Here is a 20,247-nt window from a genome sequence, read left to right as displayed (position 1 = left end):
TCGTAAAATGAATGCGAAAAGTGAGGAACATGTAGTAGAATGCATGTGAATATAAGGTTATGCAGGCTGAGGAGTTTATTTTATTAAAATCTCGTATTTGAGGTGTGCATCGTATGGAAAATGGGTTCGATGATATTGATCAAAAGATCATGCAATTACTTCAGCGGAATGCACGAATGTCGATTTCCCAAATCAGTAAAGAAGTGGCCATGTCGCAGCCATCCGTGAAAGAAAGAATGATTAAGCTGGAAGAAAAAAATATCATTTCCGGATATACGGCTGAATTTAATTTGCGGAATTTGAACAGAGGGACGACCACGTTTATTTTGTTAAAAACGGAACGGTGCCAAGAAGTCGTTGATTTTTGTGAACATGCCAAGGAAGTAACGGATTTATATCGCATTAGCGGTGAATACAATTATCTGATCAAGGTACAAACAGCATCCATCGAGGAGCTTGCCCAGTTTCAAGATGCTCTTGCAAAAATCGGAGTTTCAAAATCTCATATTAGTATGAAAAACATTCTAGAGAACAGGGTATTGCTCTGATAGAGGAAAGTACGGACATCAGGAGGCCTACTTGAAATGGAGGAACGAAACACATACCGAACAAGCCAGTTATCAGATATCCTTGGAGTGACTAGGGATGCCCTGAGATACTATGAGGAACAAGGGATTGTGAATCCGAGGCAAAATGAATCCAATCACTATAGGCAATATGACTATTATGATATCTATACCTTGATGGTGGCTGACTTTTATAAAAAGAGAAATTTATCGATAAAAGAAGTAAAAAGGCTGCAGGTAGGCAGCGAAATCGAAGAGCTTGGAGCTATATTAGGGGATAAAGCCAGCGAATTAGAAGAAACGATACGGCTGAATGCATACATGCTTCAAAAAATAAAGGAAACCCAACAATTCTGTAAGGATATCAAACAACATCTCAACCAATATTCTATTAGGGAATTCCCCGCTTGTGAAGTAATGGGGGAGATTTCTGATTTCACAGCCTTTCAGGAGTATCCAGTTATATTGGAGCATATGGACTCAATGAAGGACGATATTCTCAGTAAAATTATGAGGCAGTTTACGTTTGATGAAACGGGATTTCTGGATACGAAGATGTACATTGTGGAGAAGCTTGAAGCGAAGCCAACAGAAGAAGGATGCTATTTGGAGTTCCCCACATGCATCTACACGATTGTGGAGGATGGCAGGTTCCAAAACGGGAGCGGGGATATTAAGCATCAGGTTTTTGAACATACGTTAGCATGGGGACGGGAACAGGGGCTTGCACCCAAAGGAGTCGCTTTTGTGAATACCCGTCTGATCACGTATCTGGATAACATGGAGCGCGTATTTTTAGAAATTTATATTCCTGTCGAGGGAAAATAGGGACTTTATGATCGATCTATTGACCTGGGTGTAACACCATAGTTTATATTTGGAAACCAGTGGAGCATGAGCGCGCAAATTGTTCTATTGGTTTTTTGTTTTATAAACTAGTTACAGGCGGGGATTAATATGAATGGCATACTAAAAAGATATATTCTATGGACCTATGGCATATTCTATGTGTTTCTTCTTCTCATCGGGTTATCCATGTTGGTTATCAAATCTCAACCATTAGCCGAAGTGGTAAAAGTGCTATCAGCTTGGACGGCTACCTTTGTGTTCATCGCGATGTTCCGTAAAATCAAGCCTCAAGAAAACCTGATGGATTTTATAAAGGGTCAATTTCGTGCAAGGATACGCCTATCAACGGTACTGAGCGTTGTTTTGCTCCAATTATTTGTTTTAATAGGGAGTCTCTCCGTAGTAACTGCAGTTTGGAATGTGCCCATACGCGAGCAATTAGCTGATTCCTGGACGACACTGCTTCTCGTATTTGGCTATAATCTGATTCTGGGGCCACTAGGGGAGGAGTTGGGGTGGAGTGCATTTGTACTCGATGAATTGCAAAAAAAGTTCAGTCCGTTAACATCTGCGTTGATCGTTGGGGTCACTTGGGGATTCTGGCATGCGCCGCTATGGCTGATGACAGGCTTTTCAGGAATGGATTTAGTGCTGTATATTGTCTGCTTCTTGGTCTCCATTATCTCTGTCTCGATCATGATAACGGTATTCTATAATTTGAATCATAATCTCATGATCCCTATTCTCATTCATCAGCTTTTTAACTACTTTATGGCGATTCAATTGGGGGAACCTTTGCGTATTATTGTCGTTACGGCTCCATTCTATTTGATCGTTGCTGTAGGTTTGGTTGTAGTGAATGATAGAAAGTGCTTGTACAAATAAGTGAGGGACATACAGGTTCCGTCATGACTTGAAGGGTGAACCTTTTTGTAAGAAATGGTAAAGTGAAATGGAGATGACCTTTTCTACGAGGTGGGAGAAGCATGAAGGAATTATTGGTGAAGTACATGGCGAAATATACATCCCTTACTGAAGAGGAACAGCGGGCTGTTCTTGAAGATATTTATTTAGAGGAATATAAAAAAGGAACAGTGCTCCTTAGACAAGGAGATGTCCCTACGAATTGCTATTTTGTATTACAGGGATGTGTAAGGCAATACCTGATTCATGAATCGGGCAAAGAGGTCACGATCAACTTCTATACCGAGGAGCAAGCCATCACCAGCATCAATGCTCACAAACAAGATAAGTCGTCCGAATATACCTTTACCTGTCTGGAAGATACCGTGTTAGTTGTTGGCGAGCTGGCTGTTGAAAAGGACATGTTTCGAAAATATGGTCAATTGGAATCCTTAACGCGTCAGATGGTGGAAGAAAAGTTTAGCCAAGTCCAAGATGAATATGCTGCGTTTATCGCCTCGACGCCGGAAGAGCGCTTCAAGGCATTGCTGCAAAACCGGCCCGGACTAATCGATCGTGTGCCGCAGCACCAGCTGGCGAGTTATCTGGGCATTACGCCAGAGTCTTTAAGCAGAATCAAGAAGCGCGTCCATCAAGACAAGGAATAATCAATAGTCAGGCCGCAATAGGGGTCTTTCCGTCCTTTCCACCTTTGAACAGCATCCATAAACCTAAGCCCAATTCGCCGACGATCATCGGTACCGTAAATACATAGGTAAGTATGGTTTTGATCGCCTCATATTGTGGAAAAAACACGTTGCATAGGTGAACGAGGATGTAGCCTGTACCGGCAAGCAGCAGCAAGATACTGATGATTTTCGATATGTTGGCAGATCTCAGGGCCACACAACCGACAATCAACAGATGCCCGCCAAAAATAATTAGCCCAATCGACCAGATGGCGTCAAAAGCTCGTACATACAACATCGCTTGCGTCTGAAGCTGATCGGAGATTGCAGAATGATCTGGACTGCCCGTGAGCAACAGCACGAATAGTAAGTTTAGAATAGCGATCGCAAGTATTCCTGTATAGATGAGTCGGAACCATGCGCCGAGCAAGGAAAGTCCTTGATGGATAGGCTTTAGAACCATATAGAAAGCCCAGGCAACCACGATATCGGCTATCAGGATCAACAGCCAACCAAAGATTTCAGCCTTGAATAGCATGGTGGATGACAGAATGTTATGAAAGGTGGCGCTGGCATCTCCTTGTACCACAAGGCCAGCATGGACATAGCCATATGAGAAAAAGGAAGCTAGCGTCATGATGATCAGCGCTATGCCAGCAGTCAGGGCAGCTGTACGCTGATCGGTTCGTTGCATGTGTGTCGTAACCATCATCAAATCCCTCCAGGTGTTCGTTATGAATCCTATTGTAAGCAGAGGGTGATGATGGAGCATTGACTTAAATCAAGAGGAAATGAAAAGTACCTAAGAGAACGTTTAAGCGCCTAAGCCAAGGAAAGAAGTCTTCGGCTTAGGCGCTTAATGTCCTTGCCCCGCACTGATCCACCACAGGCTTAGGGCTGTTCATGGAAAGCATGAAAGAAACGATCATAGAATGTTGTTCGATCGCTACTAATTGGATGTTGTAGCAAATTCGATTCAGATTGATCGGATTCCTTCAAATGCGTTGATCACCAATTGTTGCACATAGGGCTCGTCCAACGCTTCGCCTGTTACAAGCAAGCGATAGAAAATTGGACCATAAATGAGATCAATGCATATACCAATGTCGAGATTTTTTTTCAATTCTCCGCGTTGAACCCCTTTCTCCAAAATACCCCTTGCTTCAAGTCGACGGGGACGGAAAAACCGAGCTCGATAGGCCTCCGCCAACCCTGAATCAAACTGACCTTCGCCTAATAACTCCGTAATGATGATACCCTCCCGACTTGTCAAAAACCGGGTTAAATTTGTAGCGTGAATTTGAATATCTTGAAATGTCGAACCCGTATCAGGCACAGGCAATCTGGCCGTGGCGGCGTGCAGGAAGCCATCCATTATCACGGCAGCCTTGTTAGGCCACCATTTATAAATTGTGGCCTTGCTGACTTGGGCACGATCGGCAATTTTATCGACTGTTACGGCTTGAAAGCCATTCTCCAACAATAAATCGTAAGATGCGGAAAGGATAGACATTTGCGCTTCTACATTACGCGGCCTACCTCTTTTTCCATTCATCTAATCATCACCTTTCATCCATACATATCTTGTCCGAGAAAAATAAACTATACGTTCAGTATACCAATTATGAATAAAAAATAAAGTTGAGGTCACCTATTTACAAAACTAAACGTTCAGTATATTATTTGGTTATCAAATTTATAAACTATACGTTCAGTATTTAAAAAAAGGGGAGGAATCTAAATTGTCTGCTTCAAAAAAACAAACAGTCGAGAAGCATATCCCGACATGGTTAATCATGTTTCTGGCTGCCGCATGCGGTATCATTGTAGCTAATCTTTATTATGCGCAGCCCTTAGTTGGGGTAATTAGTTCTTCAATCGGGTTGTCTGCAAACAGTTCCGGATTTATCGTGACGTTAACGCAGATTGGTTACGTAGTCGGGCTGCTATTTGTCGTACCTATGGGAGATATTGTTGAAAATAAAAGGCTGATTGTCGTATCCTTACTTCTTACAGCGGTTGCCCTTGCCATTACGGCATTGTCAAAGCAAGCTTTGCCGTTTTTAGCCGCTTCGTTTGTAATCGGTGTAGGATCAGTCGCTGCACAAGTGCTCGTACCTTTTGCGTCATACCTTGCACCCGAATCTTCACGCGGTCGTGTTGTCGGCAATGTCATGAGCGGATTGTTGCTTGGAATCATGCTCGCGCGCCCTGTGTCTAGCCTGGTAGCTGACTTCTTTGGCTGGCATGCCGTATTCGCTTTGTCCGCTGCAGCTATTCTTATTTTGGCGATCGTGCTGTCGAAGGTGTTGCCTGCAAGAAAGCCTTCGTTAGACACTCCCTATACAGCACTGCTTGGTTCGATGTGGCATTTACTGCGAACAACCCCGATCTTACGCCGTCGGGCTGCATATCATGCATGTGTGTTTGCGACTTTTTGCTTATTTTGGACAACAGTTCCGTTGCTTCTATCCAGCCCGATCTTTGGTTTTTCTCAGAAAGAAATCGCATTGTTCGCGCTTGTCGGAGTTGCGGGTGCAGTAGCTGCGCCTGTGGCAGGGCGTTTGGCCGACCGCGGCTGGACTAAACCCGCGACAGGGATTGCACTTGTTACTGTCATCATTTCGGTTCTGTTGCCGCTTATGATCCATACGGGTTCACCAATCGGAGTAGCTGTTCTCGTCGTTTCAGCCATATTATTGGATGCCGGTGTATCTGCAAATCTGGTACTCGGACAACGCGCAATCTTTTCGTTGAACCCGGAAATTCGTGGTCGTCTGAATGGGCTCTTTATGGCCATTTTCTTCTTTGGCGGTGCTATCGGATCCGCAATTGGAGGATGGATATACGCCACGGGAGGATGGAGTGCCGCGTTATGGATCGGAATGGCATTCCCGATTGCTGCCATCCTTTATTTTGTTACAGAGAAGAAGTAGGGGGACGATGACTCATTCGATCAGTGGGGGGAGGGTAAACATTTTACATTCTGTCCCATAAAAAAATCCCCTTTCCGTTCACTCGTAGCTCAGGGCGGCCTGATCTCACGTTGAGTGCGTAAAGGGGATGCTGATTCATATCTATGCTTTTATTTTATTAGCAGAAATACGCTCTGCAATTTCAGTAACATTTTGCAGACCAAAGTCCAAGTTTCTAGCCATATACTTCTCGAAAAAGCTTGGGTCAATTCCTGTCAAATGATGAAAGAAGGATACTTCAACCTTCCAATCGTGTTCGATCATGTATCCAATATCCACTATTCCCTTTTTTGAAACGAAATCAATGATTGTTTTGATTTTCATTGGTTTCTGGATCGGAATGATATCATCAAGCGGCTCCATTTTCAAATAACCTTTGCGGTGCAATGACGCGTAGAAATTCCGATGTTCTTTGGCCTCAATGATTCCAAGGTTTGCGGCTCTATAGCCTAACACTTGCAGGGAGGTTTTCCATTTCTTCTTTAAATCTACATAGCCATCTGGATTGGTAGGACGGAAGATATCCTTCATGTCTAGTGAGAACTCTTCCTCCGGCAATAACAAAGCTCCGGCAAACATGTTTGCTTCATTTTCAATATTTTTGTGCTCTTTTCGGTCTAAGTTAGCGAACTCGAGCTGGTAATGAAGTAGCAAATGCCCGAGTTCATGGGCAAGATCAAAGTTTCGCCTAGCGGCGGATCGCTTCATATTTCCTAACATAATATAGGGGCGTTCATTTCGGGTCCACAGGCTATAAGCATCAATTTCCTCGCCAATGGCCTTCTCAAACACGAACACGCCGCTTTTCTCGATTTGGAACAAGAGATCATCATTGTTAGATGTCGACAAATCGAGCCGTTTCCTCGCTAAATGAGCAACACGGTTGATTTGGGCAGTTCTATCATCATCTGTATGCTTTACATACTCCATCACTTCGTCCCGAAGTTTGATGATTTTGAGGGTCGGATGGCTTACATTAGCCGTTATATAGTTTACAAATGAATCTAAATACTCGAGATGCATGGCTTCCGCCTGTGTCTTAGAGATGACATTCAACACCTTGGAACGGTACGCAATATTCATGACGTCGACATTCGCAGGTGACTTATATTTTGCAAGCATGTCTTTCGAATAAAAGTATTTGCTTTTTACGTTAAAGATTCGTTTCAATTCATTCACGATCTGCATCTTCGGTGTAGTATACGCGTTCTCGTATTGCCAGACTGCTTGTTCGGTAACACCTAACATGTCGGAGAGCTGTTTGCGCGAATATCCGTGCATGATCCGTAAATTGGCTAGATTATCGCCAATGAACATGCCTGTCCCTCCTTAAATTTCCTAACACATTTCTGTTTGTTTATAGCTTTTGCTGTTCTTCGTCAAATATCCCGATATCGAATGCTGCTGGATCCATGACCTCATCGTTCATATCAGGTGCTACTACGTCCCGATCCTCTTCCGTCAATTCAGCTCCAGAGATAAGGTCGGATAGATCCTCTACGAGGTAAGCAACGTTATCATTCGGATTAGGCAAGTAATGCATGATTTCAGATATTTGAAATGCATCATCAAGTCTGTATGTGAGTATATGAAATTGATTGTAGGATGATGTGAATTTTTCTAGTTCGTCTTTCACTTCATTTTCCGCAATGAACCAAGAAATCTGCTCATACCTTTTTGTAATTTTTCCACCTATTGAGGCTTGTTGTGTGGATGGAAATGTTAGGCTTGTATTGATTTTAGAGAGTTCGTGAAGGTAGGTGCGCCGCGGGCCTCTTTTTCCGCTTTGGTTGGGCAGCATTGCTTGCGAAAAGCAATCATCATTGAAATAAGCAGCGTTTTTAATAAGGAAGAGAATCTTAGAATCGCCATGGACAAATTGTAGGTAGTCCCATGTTAAACCTGCCTTCGACTTCTTGTATGTAAAGCCGTGATCAAGGCACTCTTCAGCAAGTTTACTTTCAATAAAATTCCCCTTCGTCCAAGAAAAGGCCGAGCTGATCCTCATTTTCGATTTGCGTTCTTTACGATGTTCAATATAGTCACGGTAACCAACGACAATAGCATCAACAATCATTTGATTATGTTCGGGACTGAATTTGTATTGATCCATCTTAAACACTCCAATTCAATGTTATGAAGACAGTTATAGTTTAAACGAAATAGGAGTGTAAAGAAATGATTTTTTTTATTATTTTTAAAGTTAAGTTGCATATCTTTATTCATTTTTATAGTTAATGATTCAATTATTCTCACTTTCTATAAATAGTATTCCTGAATTAGTCTATGAAAAACAAAAACCCCTCCACCATTTTGGCGGAGAGGCTGTTCATTCCACATTAATTCGTATAGTTATCGAAATACCCTTGAATAAAGATAATCGGTGTGCCCTTATCTCCGCTGCCGGAAGTCAAATCGGACAGAGAGCCGATGAGATCGGTCAATCTACGAGGAGTTGTGCCTTGCGCTTCCATCGCACCGACGAGATCTGCACCTTTATTGGTAATGTATTCGGAGATCGCTTGCTTCAGCTCTTCGCCTTTTAGATGAGCGAAGTTGTTATCGGCAAGGTATTTCAGCTTCACTTCATTCGGAGTACCGTCCAGTCCTGCTGTGTAGGCTGGCGATACAACTGGGTCAGCAAGCTCCCAGATCTTGCCCACAGGATCCTTGAACGCTCCATCCCCGTAAATCATGACTTCAACCTGCTTGCCCGTCTTTTCCTTGAGCACGCGCTGGATATTGTCAACGATAGGCTGAGAATTGCGCGGGAACAGCTTCACGCTATTCTCTGTAGATTTGTTGGAGCCTAACAGGCCATATGATTCATTGCATCCGCTGCCGTCAATCGAGGCAGTCAGGATGTCGTCGAGACCATATACGTTTTCCCCGCCATTGGCCTTCAAAATCTTCTTCGTTCTAAAACGCGTATGAATGTCGCAAGTCAGCACGTTTTTCGTGTACTCCAAGATTGTCTTTGGATGGTTGGAGAAAATAACTTCGCATTCCACGCCGTACTCTTCGATCAACGATTTATAGTAATCGATATAATCGACACCGGTAAAGGTATGCTTGTTATAGCCGAACAGATCACGGAATTGCTGCTCTGTCAGCACATCTGTCCAAGGGTTGATCCCTTTTTCATCGAGCAGGTCGAGATCCACCAAGTGGTTGCCTACTTCATCCGATGGATAGCTGAGCATAAGAACAACTTTTTTAGCTCCCTTCGCAATACCGCGAAGGCAGATCGCGAAGCGATTGCGGCTCAAGATTGGGAAAATGACCCCAACTGTTGCATCTCCAAATTTAGCACGTACATCCTGCGCAATGTGATCGATTGTCGCATAGTTGCCTTGCGCACGAGCAACGATGGATTCCGTAACCGTAACGATATCTCTATCTTGAATGTGGAAGCCTTCCGCTTCGGATGCCTTCAACACACTATCTACTACAATATCCTCGATGCTGTCACCTTGATTGATGATGGGGCAACGAAGGCCTCTTACTACAGTTCCAACGACTCTTTCCAATATAATCGCTCCTTAGATCGCTTATAGTGAATACATGACATGGCGTTCCTATTTGTACTATACACCCGTCTAATGGTATAAGTGAAATTAATATATCGAATATTAGGTATAAGGAGTGCTTATGTAATGAGTAAGTTAGATTTATATAAGGTATTTTGTACGGTTGCGAAACGTGAAAGCTTCTCTAAAGCGGCACAGGATATGTATATGACGCAGCCAGCTGTCAGCCAAGCGATCATGCAGCTGGAACGGGAGTTGGATACTCGTCTATTCACGCGGACATCGAAGGGGGTATTTTTGACGAACGAAGGCCGACTCCTATTCGAATATGCGAATTCAGCGATGAATCTAATTCACGTTGGCGAGGAAAAAATGCTGGAGTTAAAAAATTTAACGACAGGCGAGTTAAAAATAGGGGTTGGCGATACGATTTCGAGATACTTTTTGCTTCCCTATTTGGAGGAATTTCATAATCGGTATCCCAATATTAAGTTCAAGATTATTAACGGTACTACCCTTGAAATATGTGCGCTGATCAAGTCAGGCGGGGTGGATATCGGCATATGCAATTTTCCGCTGGAGGATCCTGCATTGGAGCTAAGACCGTGTGCGGACATTCAAGATATTTTTGTATATGGGGAAAAATTCAAGCGTCTGTTAACTGGCCCAGTCAGTCTAGACACAATCGTCAAGCTGCCGCTGATTTTCCTTGAGTCGAAGTCCAATTCCAGAAAGTATGTTGAGGATTATATCTTGTCAAAAGGCATACAGATTTCGCCGGACTTTGAGCTGGGTTCACACCATTTGCTATTAGAGTTTGCCAAAATTAATTTAGGTGTTGCCTGTGTGACGAGGGAATTCTCGCAGGAGTATTTGGACAAGGGGATTTTGCAGGAGGTTCAATTGGTGGAGGAGATCCCGAAGAGAAGCATTGGCATATGTTTTTTGAAAAGTGTATCGTTGTCTCCAGCGTCAACGAAGTTCGTTGAGATTATCGAAAGTAAGAGACTTTGATTATATGCTCTATATGCGGCGAAATTGTTACAAAACTCCAAAATGAAGCTGCAATAAGAGAGTAGATGAATGGAGGAGAGGCCTGTCCTATGGTAGACTTGTGTTATTAATATTTACCAATTACTAATGAGGCGAGGGGATAAGATGGGGTTTCTGAAGAAGGTATTCGGCGGCAAGAATAATGGGGAGAAAGCGAATGACGGCACTACAATTTACACATATGGCGAAAGCGCCAATGATGGTTATGAGCCGCCTGCACCGATGGAATACATGGAAGAAATCGTTGCCCATTTCGAAGAGGTATTTCCGGGGAGGAACAGTGGTGTCTTTCATGAGCTTATATCCGATATTGTACATATTGATGTTAATATAATGGAGCCTACGGAAGAAGAACCGTTCTGGGTACTGTACACGACCGGCATGAGTGATTTGCCGATGACGATTCCAGATGAGATACGAGCAGAAATGGATGGAAATTACGATCGGGCGGAAGTGATGATGTTCCTGCCGGCTTCGTGGGAGCTGACCGAAAATGCCTTTAAGGATGACAACAATTACTGGCCGATCCGGCTTATGAAGCAGATGGCTCGTTTTCCACATGAATATAACACGTGGCTGGGATATGGACATACGATCCCGAATTTTCAAGACTATGAACCTTATGCCGATGGGACAGGCTTGAATGGGGTTGTATTTTATCAATTAACAGAGGAAGTCAGCGTCATTCCGACCAAGGATGGCAATCAAGTTCATACATATTTCCTGATCCCTCTGTACAAAGAGGAAATGGATTATAAGTTAGAGCATGGTATGGATGCATTAATAGACAAATTATCAGAGTTGGAAGATGATTTGTTCGAGTTAAATCCAAAACGAATCAATACGTGCAAGTCATAATAAATAATTCTAGTTCTTGTCTAGAATCTAAAACGCCAGCTCTTTCACATCATTGAGAGAGCTGGCGACTTTTTTAGGTTAAGTATCTTCCATTTTGTATGACCAAATCGCGGCAGTCGTAATACTTTCACCCTGTTCGCGCGGTGTGAAGTATGTGAAGATGGATGCATCAAAGGTTTGAAGCCACTTGGCTTTGAGCTTTTGACCTTCAGGCTATTGCGATCCTTCCTTCTAACTCATTGGCGAATTAGGGTCGCAGCTCTCCTGAAGATGTTAATTAGGAAAGGGGGCATCCAGGCTATCATATTCCTTCCTTCTATTGAATCTCCCATTGAAATTAGGGATATGGCTTTCCTGGAGTCTTTTTATGATGATGAATACCATCTATCTGCGAAGAGCGAATAAATTGATTGTGAACCAAGGGCAAGAAGATCATCGAATCTCTGCAGCCCATTTGGCTACAGCGTTGAAGAACATAGAGCAGCTTGGGTATACGTTCTCGAAGCCATTAATCAATGCTGTCCGTACCTTGTCCAAGGATCAGTTCACTGTATTTTATCAGGAACTGGTCACCGATCTTAAGGTAATGGTAGGTGCCCATGTGGCATACACACCGATGTATCCGGATTTCCCGGAGCAGGTGATGCAGGAAGATGACGTGGAGCTGTACCTGAATGCGATTTATCATTATGTGACCTTGGATGTGCCACGCTACGAGGCAGCAAGTCGACCGCCACTGCTGGATCAGATCGACCTGAAGGTTATTGACCTGGGCAGCAGAGCAGAATTCCATTGGATGATTCGCCAGCTTATTCAGGCTAAGGGATCCATTTCCGAGACAGATCAGAACGATATCGACGCCGCTATCGAAGATGCGGATGCAGATGAGTTGGGGGATATTCTCCCTGACGAGATTCCATTCAAGGAGAATGTCGGCTTCGTGGCCGGCTCCTTATTGAAGCATGACAAGGCGAGCCTGAATGTGATCCGGCCGTACTTCAAGACGGCTACCGATGTCCTGCGTCTCGCTGTCGCTTGGTCGTCTGGCGACGTTAGTCTGGCTGAGCCTACGCGCTTCCGCAAGTTCAAGCGCCCGGAGAGACGGCTGCTGCTTGGTCTGCTTGAACAATGCGGAGCGATTACCGAGGATATGCTGAGATATAAGCAGCGCTGGATTCGGTTAGGCGAGATTTTGCATCCATCGGAATATAAGCAGCAATTTGGGAGAAGTAAGGAAGCCTTTGATATATTGCGCAATAAGAAGCCCTTTACGACTTATAACAGTAGTGTGGAGCTTGCTTTCCAATATCAGAATGTGTGGACGCTAATTGATCTGTTGACGAAGCGCCCAGGCGAGTTCGCCAGAAGGCTCGATCACTTGCTGCGCATTGCGGAACAAGCGGAGTACGTGGTATTGGCATTCGGCGAAATCGCGAATCAGGTGTCGACACCTGTGCTCATGCAAGTGAAGTCCCATTTCACCCATCGCAACGAGCCTAAGGAGCTTCGTACCTTCTTCCCGAAAGGGAATGTTGCCAAGGCTGTAGCAATTCCCAATACGCTCCCAGCGCTCGATACAGCGGTATGCCAAGATATTGTGCAGTTGTGTGAACAGACGCTTATGGAGCGGTTCTCGGCGCTTCCATCGCTCGGAAAGGTGTATGTCGATGAACGTATGAAGCGGTATAATGTTCCGTTCTCCCAGCGTTCGGCGAGTAAGGCGCTGCACACGATCGTTCGGGGAAGCCGCGTGCCGATGGAGGAAGGGGACACGGTTCGCTTCTTCACCTGGTGGAAGGAAGGTACGGTGAACAGCATTCCTACCGGCCGTGTGGATATCGATCTGTCCGCTGTCATGTACGATCACAATTGGCAGTATGTTGAGCATATCTCATACACGAATTTGCGATCCTCGAAGTACCGGGCTGTGCATAGCGGCGACATCGTGTCCGCACCAAAAGGAGCCTGTGAATTTATTGATCTGCACATTCCATCGATTGTGGATTATGGCGGTCGTTATATTGTCGCTTCGCTTCATTCCTTTACGATGCAGCCGTATTGCGAATTGCCGGAGTGCTTCGCAGGTTGGATGATGCGCAAGAAGCCGGGTTCCGGCGAGATATTCGAGCCTGCAACGGTCGCAAATAAAATTGATGTCACAGCTGATACGAGGATTGCAATTCCTGTTATTTTGGATTTGGTAGAGCGAACTGTAATTTGGACCGATCTCTCGCTGACAAGACATCCAGACTACTGCAACAATGTAGAAGGGAATCAAAAAGGGATGGTCTTGATCGGCAAGGCGATGACTACGCTGCAAAAGCCGAATCTGTACGATCTGTTCATGCTCCATGCCCAAGCAAGAGGGGAAGTTGTTGCAACGGCAGATCAAGCAAGTTCGATCTTCTCGGTAGACGAAGGAGTTACTCCTTACGATATCGAGCAGATTATGGCGGAATACCTTATATGAGTGCACATGCTTAGGCTCTATAGATGGCGGCAAGTCAGGACATCGGTTATCCAATCTTGGCTTGCCGCCCTTGTTTTTAATAGTGAGGCGATTTCGGCAGTCCATGCATATATAGGTTATAAAAGGTCATGAAGCCCACCATATGCTGAACACAGCTTATGTGGGCTTCTGTATGTTTTTATTTGATTTCACTGTCAGGGGAAAATAAAGTATTAGACTAAGAAAATAAAATTGTAGTCTGGCGCCCGATGGCTAAGCTAACGGGCAGGTTTGCTTAATCACTACACGAATACCTTAGATATGACGGATTTTACTATGTTTGCAAAAAAGACGTTATCTGGAAGAGAAGATGCGCAAACGCAATGATTATTTTTTGAAGGGGCGATTAAATTGAAGCAAGGGATAATCGTTTTTCTAAATGGAACCTCAAGTTCCGGAAAGACTTCCATAGCGACTGAACTATTAAACCAAAATGAAATCTCGTTTTATCATTTATCAATTGATGATTTTTTTAATGGATTGTTTCATGACTACATTGATTTCATTAACACCAAATATGCAGAAGATGCGCAAGGCCCAACCCATATCATTATTGAACCATTGATTACTTTGTTTTATTCAACAATTAAATTTATGTCGGTAATGGGGACGAATATAGTTGTAGATACAGTAAATGATACTGACGATCGATTTAATACATTTCTAGGTTTATTAATGGATCATCCTGTACTGCTTGTAGGAGTAACATGCTCGAAAGAGGAGCTTATTAGGAGAGAAAAACTAAGGGGAGATAGAGAGATTGGTTTAGCAATCTCTCAGTATGATAAAGTTTATTGCCTTAATGAGTATGACCTTGAACTAAATACTGAAACCTTGAGTCCAGATGAATGCGCCAATTTGATATTAAATTTTATTAGATCAAATCGTGAATACTCTGCTTTTAAGAAGTTAAATAAAAGAAGTGTTGGTGTTTCATAAAAGCCGTATCCTTCAGTTAACAAAACAGCGGCAGTTTAATACTTTATTTTGTTTGGACATTCACAGCATAAGTCGAGTTTCTCCATTCGATTCTTCATACGCCCGCTTAACAGGAAGGAATAGGACGCTGTAACGAAAGCAATAAGCACCATTACACTGCTAATCCAACCGAAGTGGAAAATCGGCACTCGTTCAACTAGTACGCCTCCTACGGCCGCGCCTAAGGAAATGCCAATGTTCAATACGGCTGTCTGATAGCTTAATATGATTTCGGAAGCGGAAGATTTCAAGGAAATGAGATAGATTTGATTGGCCGTGGTTGTCGTCCAAGAAGAGAATCCCCATACCATGATCGTGACCATAGCCCCCCAAGTCGAACCAAGCGCCACAGGCAAAGCAATTAGCGCCAGTACGTGCAGGACGAGGCTGGATCGAATCGTTACGTTTGCGCCCCATTTGTCAGATGCATAGCCGCCGAAGCGAGAGCCGAAAAAGGCAAATATCCCTAAGATAAGGAGTGCCGTACTAATCATTTCAACGGAAAAATGCCCTATCTCCTGTAAAAGCGGTGAAATGTAAGTAAACGTAATCGTATAGCCGATGATCCAAAATAATGTCGTCAATAAACCGCTGAATACTCGTTTATCCTTGATGATCAGCAGCTGTTCTTTTAACGGTATTGGCGTTTGTCCTGGAACGGTTGGGATCATCCGTGCAAGCATGATAATGAGAAGCACCGTGATTGCACCCATGATAAGGAAAATGAAGTGCCAATCCATGTATGATGTTAGCAGCGTGCCAATGGGCATTCCGAACACGAGTGCAGCGCTAAAGCCAGTAGTCACTGTAGCAATAGCAGCACCTTGCTTGCCAGGTGAGGCCAGCTTAGCAGCGAACACGGTAGCGATCACAGTGAACAGACCGCCGCTCGCAGCCAAAAGAACGCGTGAGACCATAAGAATTTCAAATCGGGTGCTTAGAAACGCTGTAAGATTGCCAACCAAAAAGATGGCAAGGGAATATAACAATACTTTTTTGCGTTCAAATCGGATCGTCAACGCAACGAGAATCAATGATCCGATAACAAATGAAATAGAAAAAATAGTGACAAGCTGGCCTGCCATCCCAATGGACACATTCATGTCCGCAGATATCATATTCAAAATCCCCACCGTGATAAAATCCACTGTTCCGATAATAAAAGCGCCTAACGCCAATAAATAGATGCCTACACGATTCATCAACTTGGTCTCCTTTACTGTCAGGGCGCGCGCCAAGTATGAATATCGATTTCTTGCATCAGTATATATCCCGTGTTAGCATGAATCAAACGAATCCTATTCATATATGACATGAGGTTTTACTTATGACAATAGCCAGGTTTGAAGTTTTCTCCCATGTAGTGGAGCAGGGAAGCTTTACGAAAGCAGCGGGAAAGCTGAATATGACCCAGTCTGCCGTAAGTCACGCAGTAGCTAGTCTGGAATCGGAGTGGGGCGTTGCACTATTAATTCGTGATCGTCGAAGAGGTCTTCTGCTGACAGAGGTTGGCCAGAAGATGCTGATACCGATGCGAGAAATATTGAACCAAATGGAAATCATCAAGCAAGAAGCCGCCTTGGCTTCCAATCTGGAGGCAGGCACGATCCGGATCGGCAGTTTTCCCAGCGCATCAGCTAATATTTTGCCAAGCATCATTTCGAAGTTCAATCAAAAGCATCCCAATATTGCCTTTACATTTTATGAAGGAACCTATGAGGAGATTTTGGAATGGTTCGAGACAGGGGTCATTGATATCGGCTTCGTCATTCAGCAGAACAAAGAACTGAATTTGCATATTGTACCCTTAGTTAAGGATAAGATGGTTGTCGCTTTCCCTGCAGATCATCGCTTTCAACGTGAAGATGTAATTGATGTGCATGATCTGCAGGAAGAAGATTTTATTATGCCGAAAGGGCTTTATCGCGCAAATGTAGAGGAAATTTTCGAGCAAGCTCAAGTTACTCCCCGCATACGCTTTGAGGTGCAGGATTGTAATACCATCTCCAGTATGGTGCAGGAAGGGCTTGGCGTTACCATCGGTCCTGAGCTGTCGTTCAAAAATCAGCCCAACATCGGTATTGGTAATCTGAAGCAATCGAGCTGGCGTAAAGTGGCCCTAGCCAGTCCTCCTCTCCAATGCACGTCGCCAGCCGTACAAGCCTTCTTCACTGTCGCAAAGACAATGTTTGCGCGCACGGGAGAGCAAGCTCAAGGATCGGGATCGATAGATGACGAATGTGCCTACACAGAGATGTCCGGTTTCTTGGCAAAAGGGTGAGAGGAACACAGAATGTATAGACTGAAAACGCTTTAAAAAAGCATTGACATAATAGCGAGAGGGAACTAGTATTGGTTACGTAAACGTTTAACTAACAAAAAGGATGTTCGCTGATCTTATTCAGTTTCGAATTATTGCGAGAATGTTTACCTACGAGAGGTGGTTAGATGGCAGCTACGATCAAGGACATCGCACGAGTTGCCGGTGTCTCTACCGCAACCGTATCGAGAGTTATCAATAATCTTGGCGGATATAACGAAGAGACGGAGAAGAAGGTTATCGCCGTTGCCAAGGAATTGGGATATCGAAAAAATGAAAATGCAAGAAGCTTGGTGCAGAAGTCGACCAATACGATAGGTGTCATTATGCCGGATGTGGCGACTTCCTTTTATGGCGATATTATTAGAGGGATTGAGGACACTTCGTATGCGCGTGGTTACAGCGTGATTCTGACTCATGCCGGCAGCCATGGCTCCCGCATTCAGGACTGCCTGAAGTTGATGGGAGAGCGCAGAGTAGATGGACTCATTATCGTGTCCATCGAGCTGCAAGAGGTTGCAATCGACGCTATGTCATCACTGGGTATTCCCTTTATTTTGCTATCTACCAAGTCGGATAGGGAAGATGTACCTTATCTCAAAGTGGATGATTTCCGTGCTGCATATACCGCAGTTCAGTATCTCACCCAGCATGGTCACCGGAAGATAGGGATGGCCGGAGCCAATCCAAGAGATTCGATATCTGGTGCCCCGAGAATCGATGGATATACGCATGCATTGCGTGATCTGGGGATCAAGGTAGATTTGAACCTGATTAAGCCCGGAGACTTCAGCTTCGAATCCGGCAAACAGACCATGCAGGAGTTCCTTGAAGAGGAAGCCGATATTACCGCAGTATTCTGCGCAAGCGATGAGGCTGCACTCGGCATTATATCGACATGCTTTGAGCACGGCATTAGGGTGCCAGAGGAGCTATCCGTGGTCGGTTACGATAATTCCAAGGTGTCACGTATGTCGATTCCTCCACTAACGACAGTTGCGCAGCCCTTGTATGAGATGGGAAGAGAAGGCTGCCGGAAATTAATTGATGCGATTCAGCATAGGATAAAGATTGAGTCCGAAGTGATACCCCATGAATTAGTGGTACGCAAGTCGGTCAAATCATTAAATGCAAAGTAATGACGAGTATATCCATGTGCAATTGCACGTCAATGAAATAGAGATGACTTTTACGTATTACGTAAACGTTTACGTTTAGTTCAGATAGCTTCATATTTCAACCCGAGAGGATTGGTATCCGATGAGTGAAACAATGAAACAAGCAAAAGACGTGAAATGGTGGCAGACCGCCGTTGTATATCAAATTTATCCACGCAGCTTCCAAGACAGCGATGGAGATGGCATCGGTGATTTGAGAGGGATCATCAATCGGATCGATTATTTGAAGCTGCTTGGCATTACTGCAATCTGGCTGTCTCCGGTATATAAATCGCCGAACGATGACAATGGCTATGACATTAGCGATTATCAAGATATTATGGATGAGTTCGGTACAATGGAAGATATGGATGAGTTGATTGCGAAGGCGAATGAGGCGGGCATCAAGATCATTATGGACCTTGTCGTAAACCATACCTCTGACGAGCATAAATGGTTCATTGAAGCGAAAAAAGGCAAGGACAATGAGTACCGCGATTACTACATTTGGCGTGATCCGGTGAACGGAGGCGTTCCGAACGGCCTTGGCTCTATATTTAGCGGCCCGGCTTGGGAGTTCGATGAAGCGAGCGGCCAGTATTTCTTGCACCTATTCAGCAAGCGCCAACCAGACCTGAACTGGGAGAATCCGAAGGTTCGCCAAGAAGTGTATGACATGATGAACTTCTGGCTGGATAAAGGTGTCGGCGGTTTCCGTATGGATGTCATCGATCTCATCGGCAAAATTCCAGATCAAGAAATTACGGGCAACGGACCGAAGCTGCATGAGTATTTGCAGGAAATGCATGAAAAGACATTCGGCTCCCATGACGTCTTGACGGTTGGTGAGACTTGGGGTGCGACGCCGGAAATCGCAAAGCTGTATTCCGATCCGGCACGCAAGGAAATGTCGATGGTGTTCCAATTCGAGCATGTCGGATTGGATCAACAGGAGGGCAAGGATAAGTGGGATCTGAAGCCACTGGAAATTGCCGAATTGAAGCGAGTGCTGGCGAAGTGGCAGACTTCGCTAGGGGACCAGGGCTGGAACAGCTTGTTCTGGAACAATCATGACCTGCCGCGCATCGTGTCCCGATGGGGCAACGATAAGGAATACCATGAGCAAAGCGCCAAAATGTTCGCTGTTCTTCTCCATATGATGAAGGGGACACCTTACATTTATCAAGGTGAAGAGATTGGGATGACGAACCGCCCTGTGTCGAGCATCGATGAGGTAGAGGATATTGAATCCATCAATATGTATCATGACCGTTTGTCCAAGGGATACGCGGCAGAGGACATTATTGCCTCGATCAATGCCAAAGGAAGAGATAATGCTCGCACGCCAATCCAATGGGATGACAGCGCGAACGGAGGCTTTACGACAGGTACGCCTTGGCTGCATGTGAATGACAACTACAAGACGATTAACGTGCAGCGTAATCTCGACAACCCGAATTCGATCTTCTATACGTACCAGCGCTTAATCAAGCTGCGCCAAGAGAATCCGATTATTGTATGGGGCGACTTCGAACTGATTGAGCATACACCTGAAGAGGTATTTGCATACTACCGCATCTATGAAGGAGAGAAATGGCTCGTGGCAGCGAACATTTCTGAACAAGAGCAGCGTTTTGCTGTTGACGAGAAAGTATCAGAGATCATTATGAGCAACTATGACCGCGCTGAAATCGACGTTACTACATTTTCGATGAAGCCATATGAGGTGTTCGCGGTAAAATTATAATCGCATATGTGATGGAGGCTCACACATCCTTTGTGTGGGCCTTTTGTTTTGTGGATAATAGAGTGGGAGTGGGGATTTGTCGCCTCCAGACCTTTCACGTAAAGGATGTGCTA

The 20,247-nt window shown here is 44.4% G+C and carries 18 protein-coding genes; 12 read left to right on the top strand and 6 right to left on the bottom strand.

Annotated elements, in window-relative coordinates:
• Positions 1–113: 113 nt before the first annotated feature.
• The 4 genes from BLS15_RS25005 (at position 114) to BLS15_RS24990 (ending at position 2,986) form a co-directional block, all read left to right on the top strand.
• Positions 114–548 (top strand): Lrp/AsnC family transcriptional regulator, encoded by a 435-nt coding sequence (locus tag BLS15_RS25005; protein WP_021257466.1) that lies wholly within the window; start codon positions 114–116, stop codon positions 546–548.
• A 36-nt stretch (positions 549–584) separates the two neighbouring features.
• Complete coding sequence (locus BLS15_RS25000; protein WP_021257465.1) at positions 585–1,394, top strand: MerR family transcriptional regulator; 810 nt, start codon at positions 585–587, stop codon at positions 1,392–1,394.
• Between the two features lie 129 nt (positions 1,395–1,523).
• A complete protein-coding gene (locus BLS15_RS24995) occupies positions 1,524–2,300 on the top strand; it encodes a CPBP family intramembrane glutamic endopeptidase (RefSeq protein ID WP_021257464.1) in 777 nt (258 codons plus the stop codon).
• A 101-nt stretch (positions 2,301–2,401) separates the two neighbouring features.
• The gene (locus BLS15_RS24990; RefSeq protein ID WP_028533274.1) at positions 2,402–2,986 is read left to right on the top strand and encodes a Crp/Fnr family transcriptional regulator; all 585 of its coding nucleotides are present in this window, start codon (positions 2,402–2,404) and stop codon (positions 2,984–2,986) included.
• A gap of 7 nt (positions 2,987–2,993) precedes the next feature.
• Here the strand turns inward: BLS15_RS24990 and BLS15_RS24985 are convergent, their stop codons facing one another.
• Both BLS15_RS24985 and BLS15_RS24980 read right to left on the bottom strand, forming a co-directional pair.
• Complete coding sequence (locus tag BLS15_RS24985; RefSeq protein WP_021257462.1) at positions 2,994–3,716, bottom strand: DUF4386 domain-containing protein; 723 nt, start codon at positions 3,714–3,716, stop codon at positions 2,994–2,996.
• Positions 3,717–3,983: 267 nt separating this feature from the next.
• Positions 3,984–4,562 (bottom strand): TetR/AcrR family transcriptional regulator, encoded by a 579-nt coding sequence (locus tag BLS15_RS24980; protein ID WP_021257461.1) that lies wholly within the window; start codon positions 4,560–4,562, stop codon positions 3,984–3,986.
• A gap of 121 nt (positions 4,563–4,683) precedes the next feature.
• Here BLS15_RS24980 and BLS15_RS24975 point away from each other — a divergent pair, with 121 nt between their 5' ends.
• On the top strand, positions 4,684–5,943 hold the full coding sequence (locus BLS15_RS24975) for an MFS transporter (RefSeq protein WP_139170721.1): 1,260 nt from the start codon (positions 4,684–4,686) through the stop codon (positions 5,941–5,943).
• Positions 5,944–6,084: 141 nt separating this feature from the next.
• Here BLS15_RS24975 and BLS15_RS24970 read toward each other — a convergent pair whose 3' ends face one another.
• From BLS15_RS24970 to BLS15_RS24960, 3 genes are all read right to left on the bottom strand, one after another.
• A complete protein-coding gene (locus BLS15_RS24970; protein ID WP_021257459.1) occupies positions 6,085–7,299 on the bottom strand; it encodes a spr1629 family repressor/antitoxin in 1,215 nt (404 codons plus the stop codon).
• 40 nt (positions 7,300–7,339) lie between these two features.
• Entirely contained in the window at positions 7,340–8,095 is a 756-nt protein-coding gene (locus tag BLS15_RS24965; protein ID WP_021257458.1) for a spr1630 family ClpXP-sensitive toxin, read from the bottom strand.
• A gap of 226 nt (positions 8,096–8,321) precedes the next feature.
• Positions 8,322–9,512, bottom strand: coding sequence for a coenzyme F420-0:L-glutamate ligase (locus BLS15_RS24960; protein WP_021257457.1), 1,191 nt, complete (start codon positions 9,510–9,512; stop codon positions 8,322–8,324).
• A 126-nt stretch (positions 9,513–9,638) separates the two neighbouring features.
• Between BLS15_RS24960 and BLS15_RS24955 the strand changes: the two genes are divergently transcribed.
• The 4 genes from BLS15_RS24955 to BLS15_RS24940 all read left to right on the top strand — a co-directional run bounded on the left by BLS15_RS24955 (position 9,639) and on the right by BLS15_RS24940 (position 14,871).
• On the top strand, positions 9,639–10,526 hold the full coding sequence (locus tag BLS15_RS24955; protein WP_090514330.1) for a LysR family transcriptional regulator: 888 nt from the start codon (positions 9,639–9,641) through the stop codon (positions 10,524–10,526).
• 144 nt (positions 10,527–10,670) lie between these two features.
• Positions 10,671–11,423, top strand: a complete 753-nt coding sequence (locus BLS15_RS24950) for a suppressor of fused domain protein (RefSeq protein WP_021257455.1) — start codon at positions 10,671–10,673, stop codon at positions 11,421–11,423.
• A gap of 370 nt (positions 11,424–11,793) precedes the next feature.
• A complete protein-coding gene (locus BLS15_RS24945) occupies positions 11,794–13,893 on the top strand; it encodes a TerD family protein (RefSeq protein WP_175460837.1) in 2,100 nt (699 codons plus the stop codon).
• A 390-nt stretch (positions 13,894–14,283) separates the two neighbouring features.
• A complete protein-coding gene (locus tag BLS15_RS24940) occupies positions 14,284–14,871 on the top strand; it encodes a chloramphenicol phosphotransferase CPT family protein (RefSeq protein WP_021257453.1) in 588 nt (195 codons plus the stop codon).
• Positions 14,872–14,906: 35 nt separating this feature from the next.
• Here the strand turns inward: BLS15_RS24940 and BLS15_RS24935 are convergent, their stop codons facing one another.
• On the bottom strand, positions 14,907–16,112 hold the full coding sequence (locus BLS15_RS24935) for an MFS transporter (protein ID WP_090514325.1): 1,206 nt from the start codon (positions 16,110–16,112) through the stop codon (positions 14,907–14,909).
• Between the two features lie 125 nt (positions 16,113–16,237).
• Here BLS15_RS24935 and BLS15_RS24930 point away from each other — a divergent pair, with 125 nt between their 5' ends.
• From BLS15_RS24930 to BLS15_RS24920, 3 genes are all read left to right on the top strand, one after another.
• The gene (locus BLS15_RS24930; RefSeq protein ID WP_081819955.1) at positions 16,238–17,191 is read left to right on the top strand and encodes a LysR family transcriptional regulator; all 954 of its coding nucleotides are present in this window, start codon (positions 16,238–16,240) and stop codon (positions 17,189–17,191) included.
• 167 nt (positions 17,192–17,358) lie between these two features.
• Entirely contained in the window at positions 17,359–18,369 is a 1,011-nt protein-coding gene (locus BLS15_RS24925) for a LacI family DNA-binding transcriptional regulator (RefSeq protein WP_090514322.1), read from the top strand.
• 121 nt (positions 18,370–18,490) lie between these two features.
• Positions 18,491–20,134: a glycoside hydrolase family 13 protein gene (locus BLS15_RS24920; protein WP_090514320.1), complete on the top strand. Its 1,644-nt coding sequence runs from the start codon at positions 18,491–18,493 to the stop codon at positions 20,132–20,134.
• Positions 20,135–20,247: the final 113 nt, after the last annotated feature.

Origin of the sequence: Paenibacillus sp. cl6col, assembly GCF_900102125.1 — a bacterium.
GTDB classification, from domain to species: domain Bacteria; phylum Bacillota; class Bacilli; order Paenibacillales; family Paenibacillaceae; genus Paenibacillus_B; species Paenibacillus_B suaedae.
This window is presented reverse-complemented; position numbering and strand designations above follow the sequence as displayed.

Excerpts from the sequence above, each read along its gene's own strand:
- BLS15_RS24955 (WP_090514330.1), top strand. The coding sequence starts at position 9,639 with ATGAGTAAGTTAGATTTATATAAGGTATTTTGTACGGTTGCGAAACGT.
- BLS15_RS24945 (WP_175460837.1), top strand. The coding sequence starts at position 11,794 with ATGATGAATACCATCTATCTGCGAAGAGCGAATAAATTGATTGTGAAC.
- BLS15_RS25000 (WP_021257465.1), top strand. The coding sequence starts at position 585 with ATGGAGGAACGAAACACATACCGAACAAGCCAGTTATCAGATATCCTT.
- BLS15_RS25005 (WP_021257466.1), top strand. The coding sequence starts at position 114 with ATGGAAAATGGGTTCGATGATATTGATCAAAAGATCATGCAATTACTT.
- BLS15_RS24920 (WP_090514320.1), top strand. The coding sequence starts at position 18,491 with ATGAGTGAAACAATGAAACAAGCAAAAGACGTGAAATGGTGGCAGACC.
- BLS15_RS24935 (WP_090514325.1), bottom strand. The coding sequence starts at position 16,112 with ATGAATCGTGTAGGCATCTATTTATTGGCGTTAGGCGCTTTTATTATC.
- BLS15_RS24980 (WP_021257461.1), bottom strand. The coding sequence starts at position 4,562 with ATGAATGGAAAAAGAGGTAGGCCGCGTAATGTAGAAGCGCAAATGTCT.
- BLS15_RS24965 (WP_021257458.1), bottom strand. The coding sequence starts at position 8,095 with ATGGATCAATACAAATTCAGTCCCGAACATAATCAAATGATTGTTGAT.
- BLS15_RS24995 (WP_021257464.1), top strand. The coding sequence starts at position 1,524 with ATGAATGGCATACTAAAAAGATATATTCTATGGACCTATGGCATATTC.
- BLS15_RS24990 (WP_028533274.1), top strand. The coding sequence starts at position 2,402 with ATGAAGGAATTATTGGTGAAGTACATGGCGAAATATACATCCCTTACT.
- BLS15_RS24930 (WP_081819955.1), top strand. The coding sequence starts at position 16,238 with ATGACAATAGCCAGGTTTGAAGTTTTCTCCCATGTAGTGGAGCAGGGA.
- BLS15_RS24950 (WP_021257455.1), top strand. The coding sequence starts at position 10,671 with ATGGGGTTTCTGAAGAAGGTATTCGGCGGCAAGAATAATGGGGAGAAA.
- BLS15_RS24970 (WP_021257459.1), bottom strand. The coding sequence starts at position 7,299 with ATGTTCATTGGCGATAATCTAGCCAATTTACGGATCATGCACGGATAT.
- BLS15_RS24985 (WP_021257462.1), bottom strand. The coding sequence starts at position 3,716 with ATGGTTACGACACACATGCAACGAACCGATCAGCGTACAGCTGCCCTG.
- BLS15_RS24925 (WP_090514322.1), top strand. The coding sequence starts at position 17,359 with ATGGCAGCTACGATCAAGGACATCGCACGAGTTGCCGGTGTCTCTACC.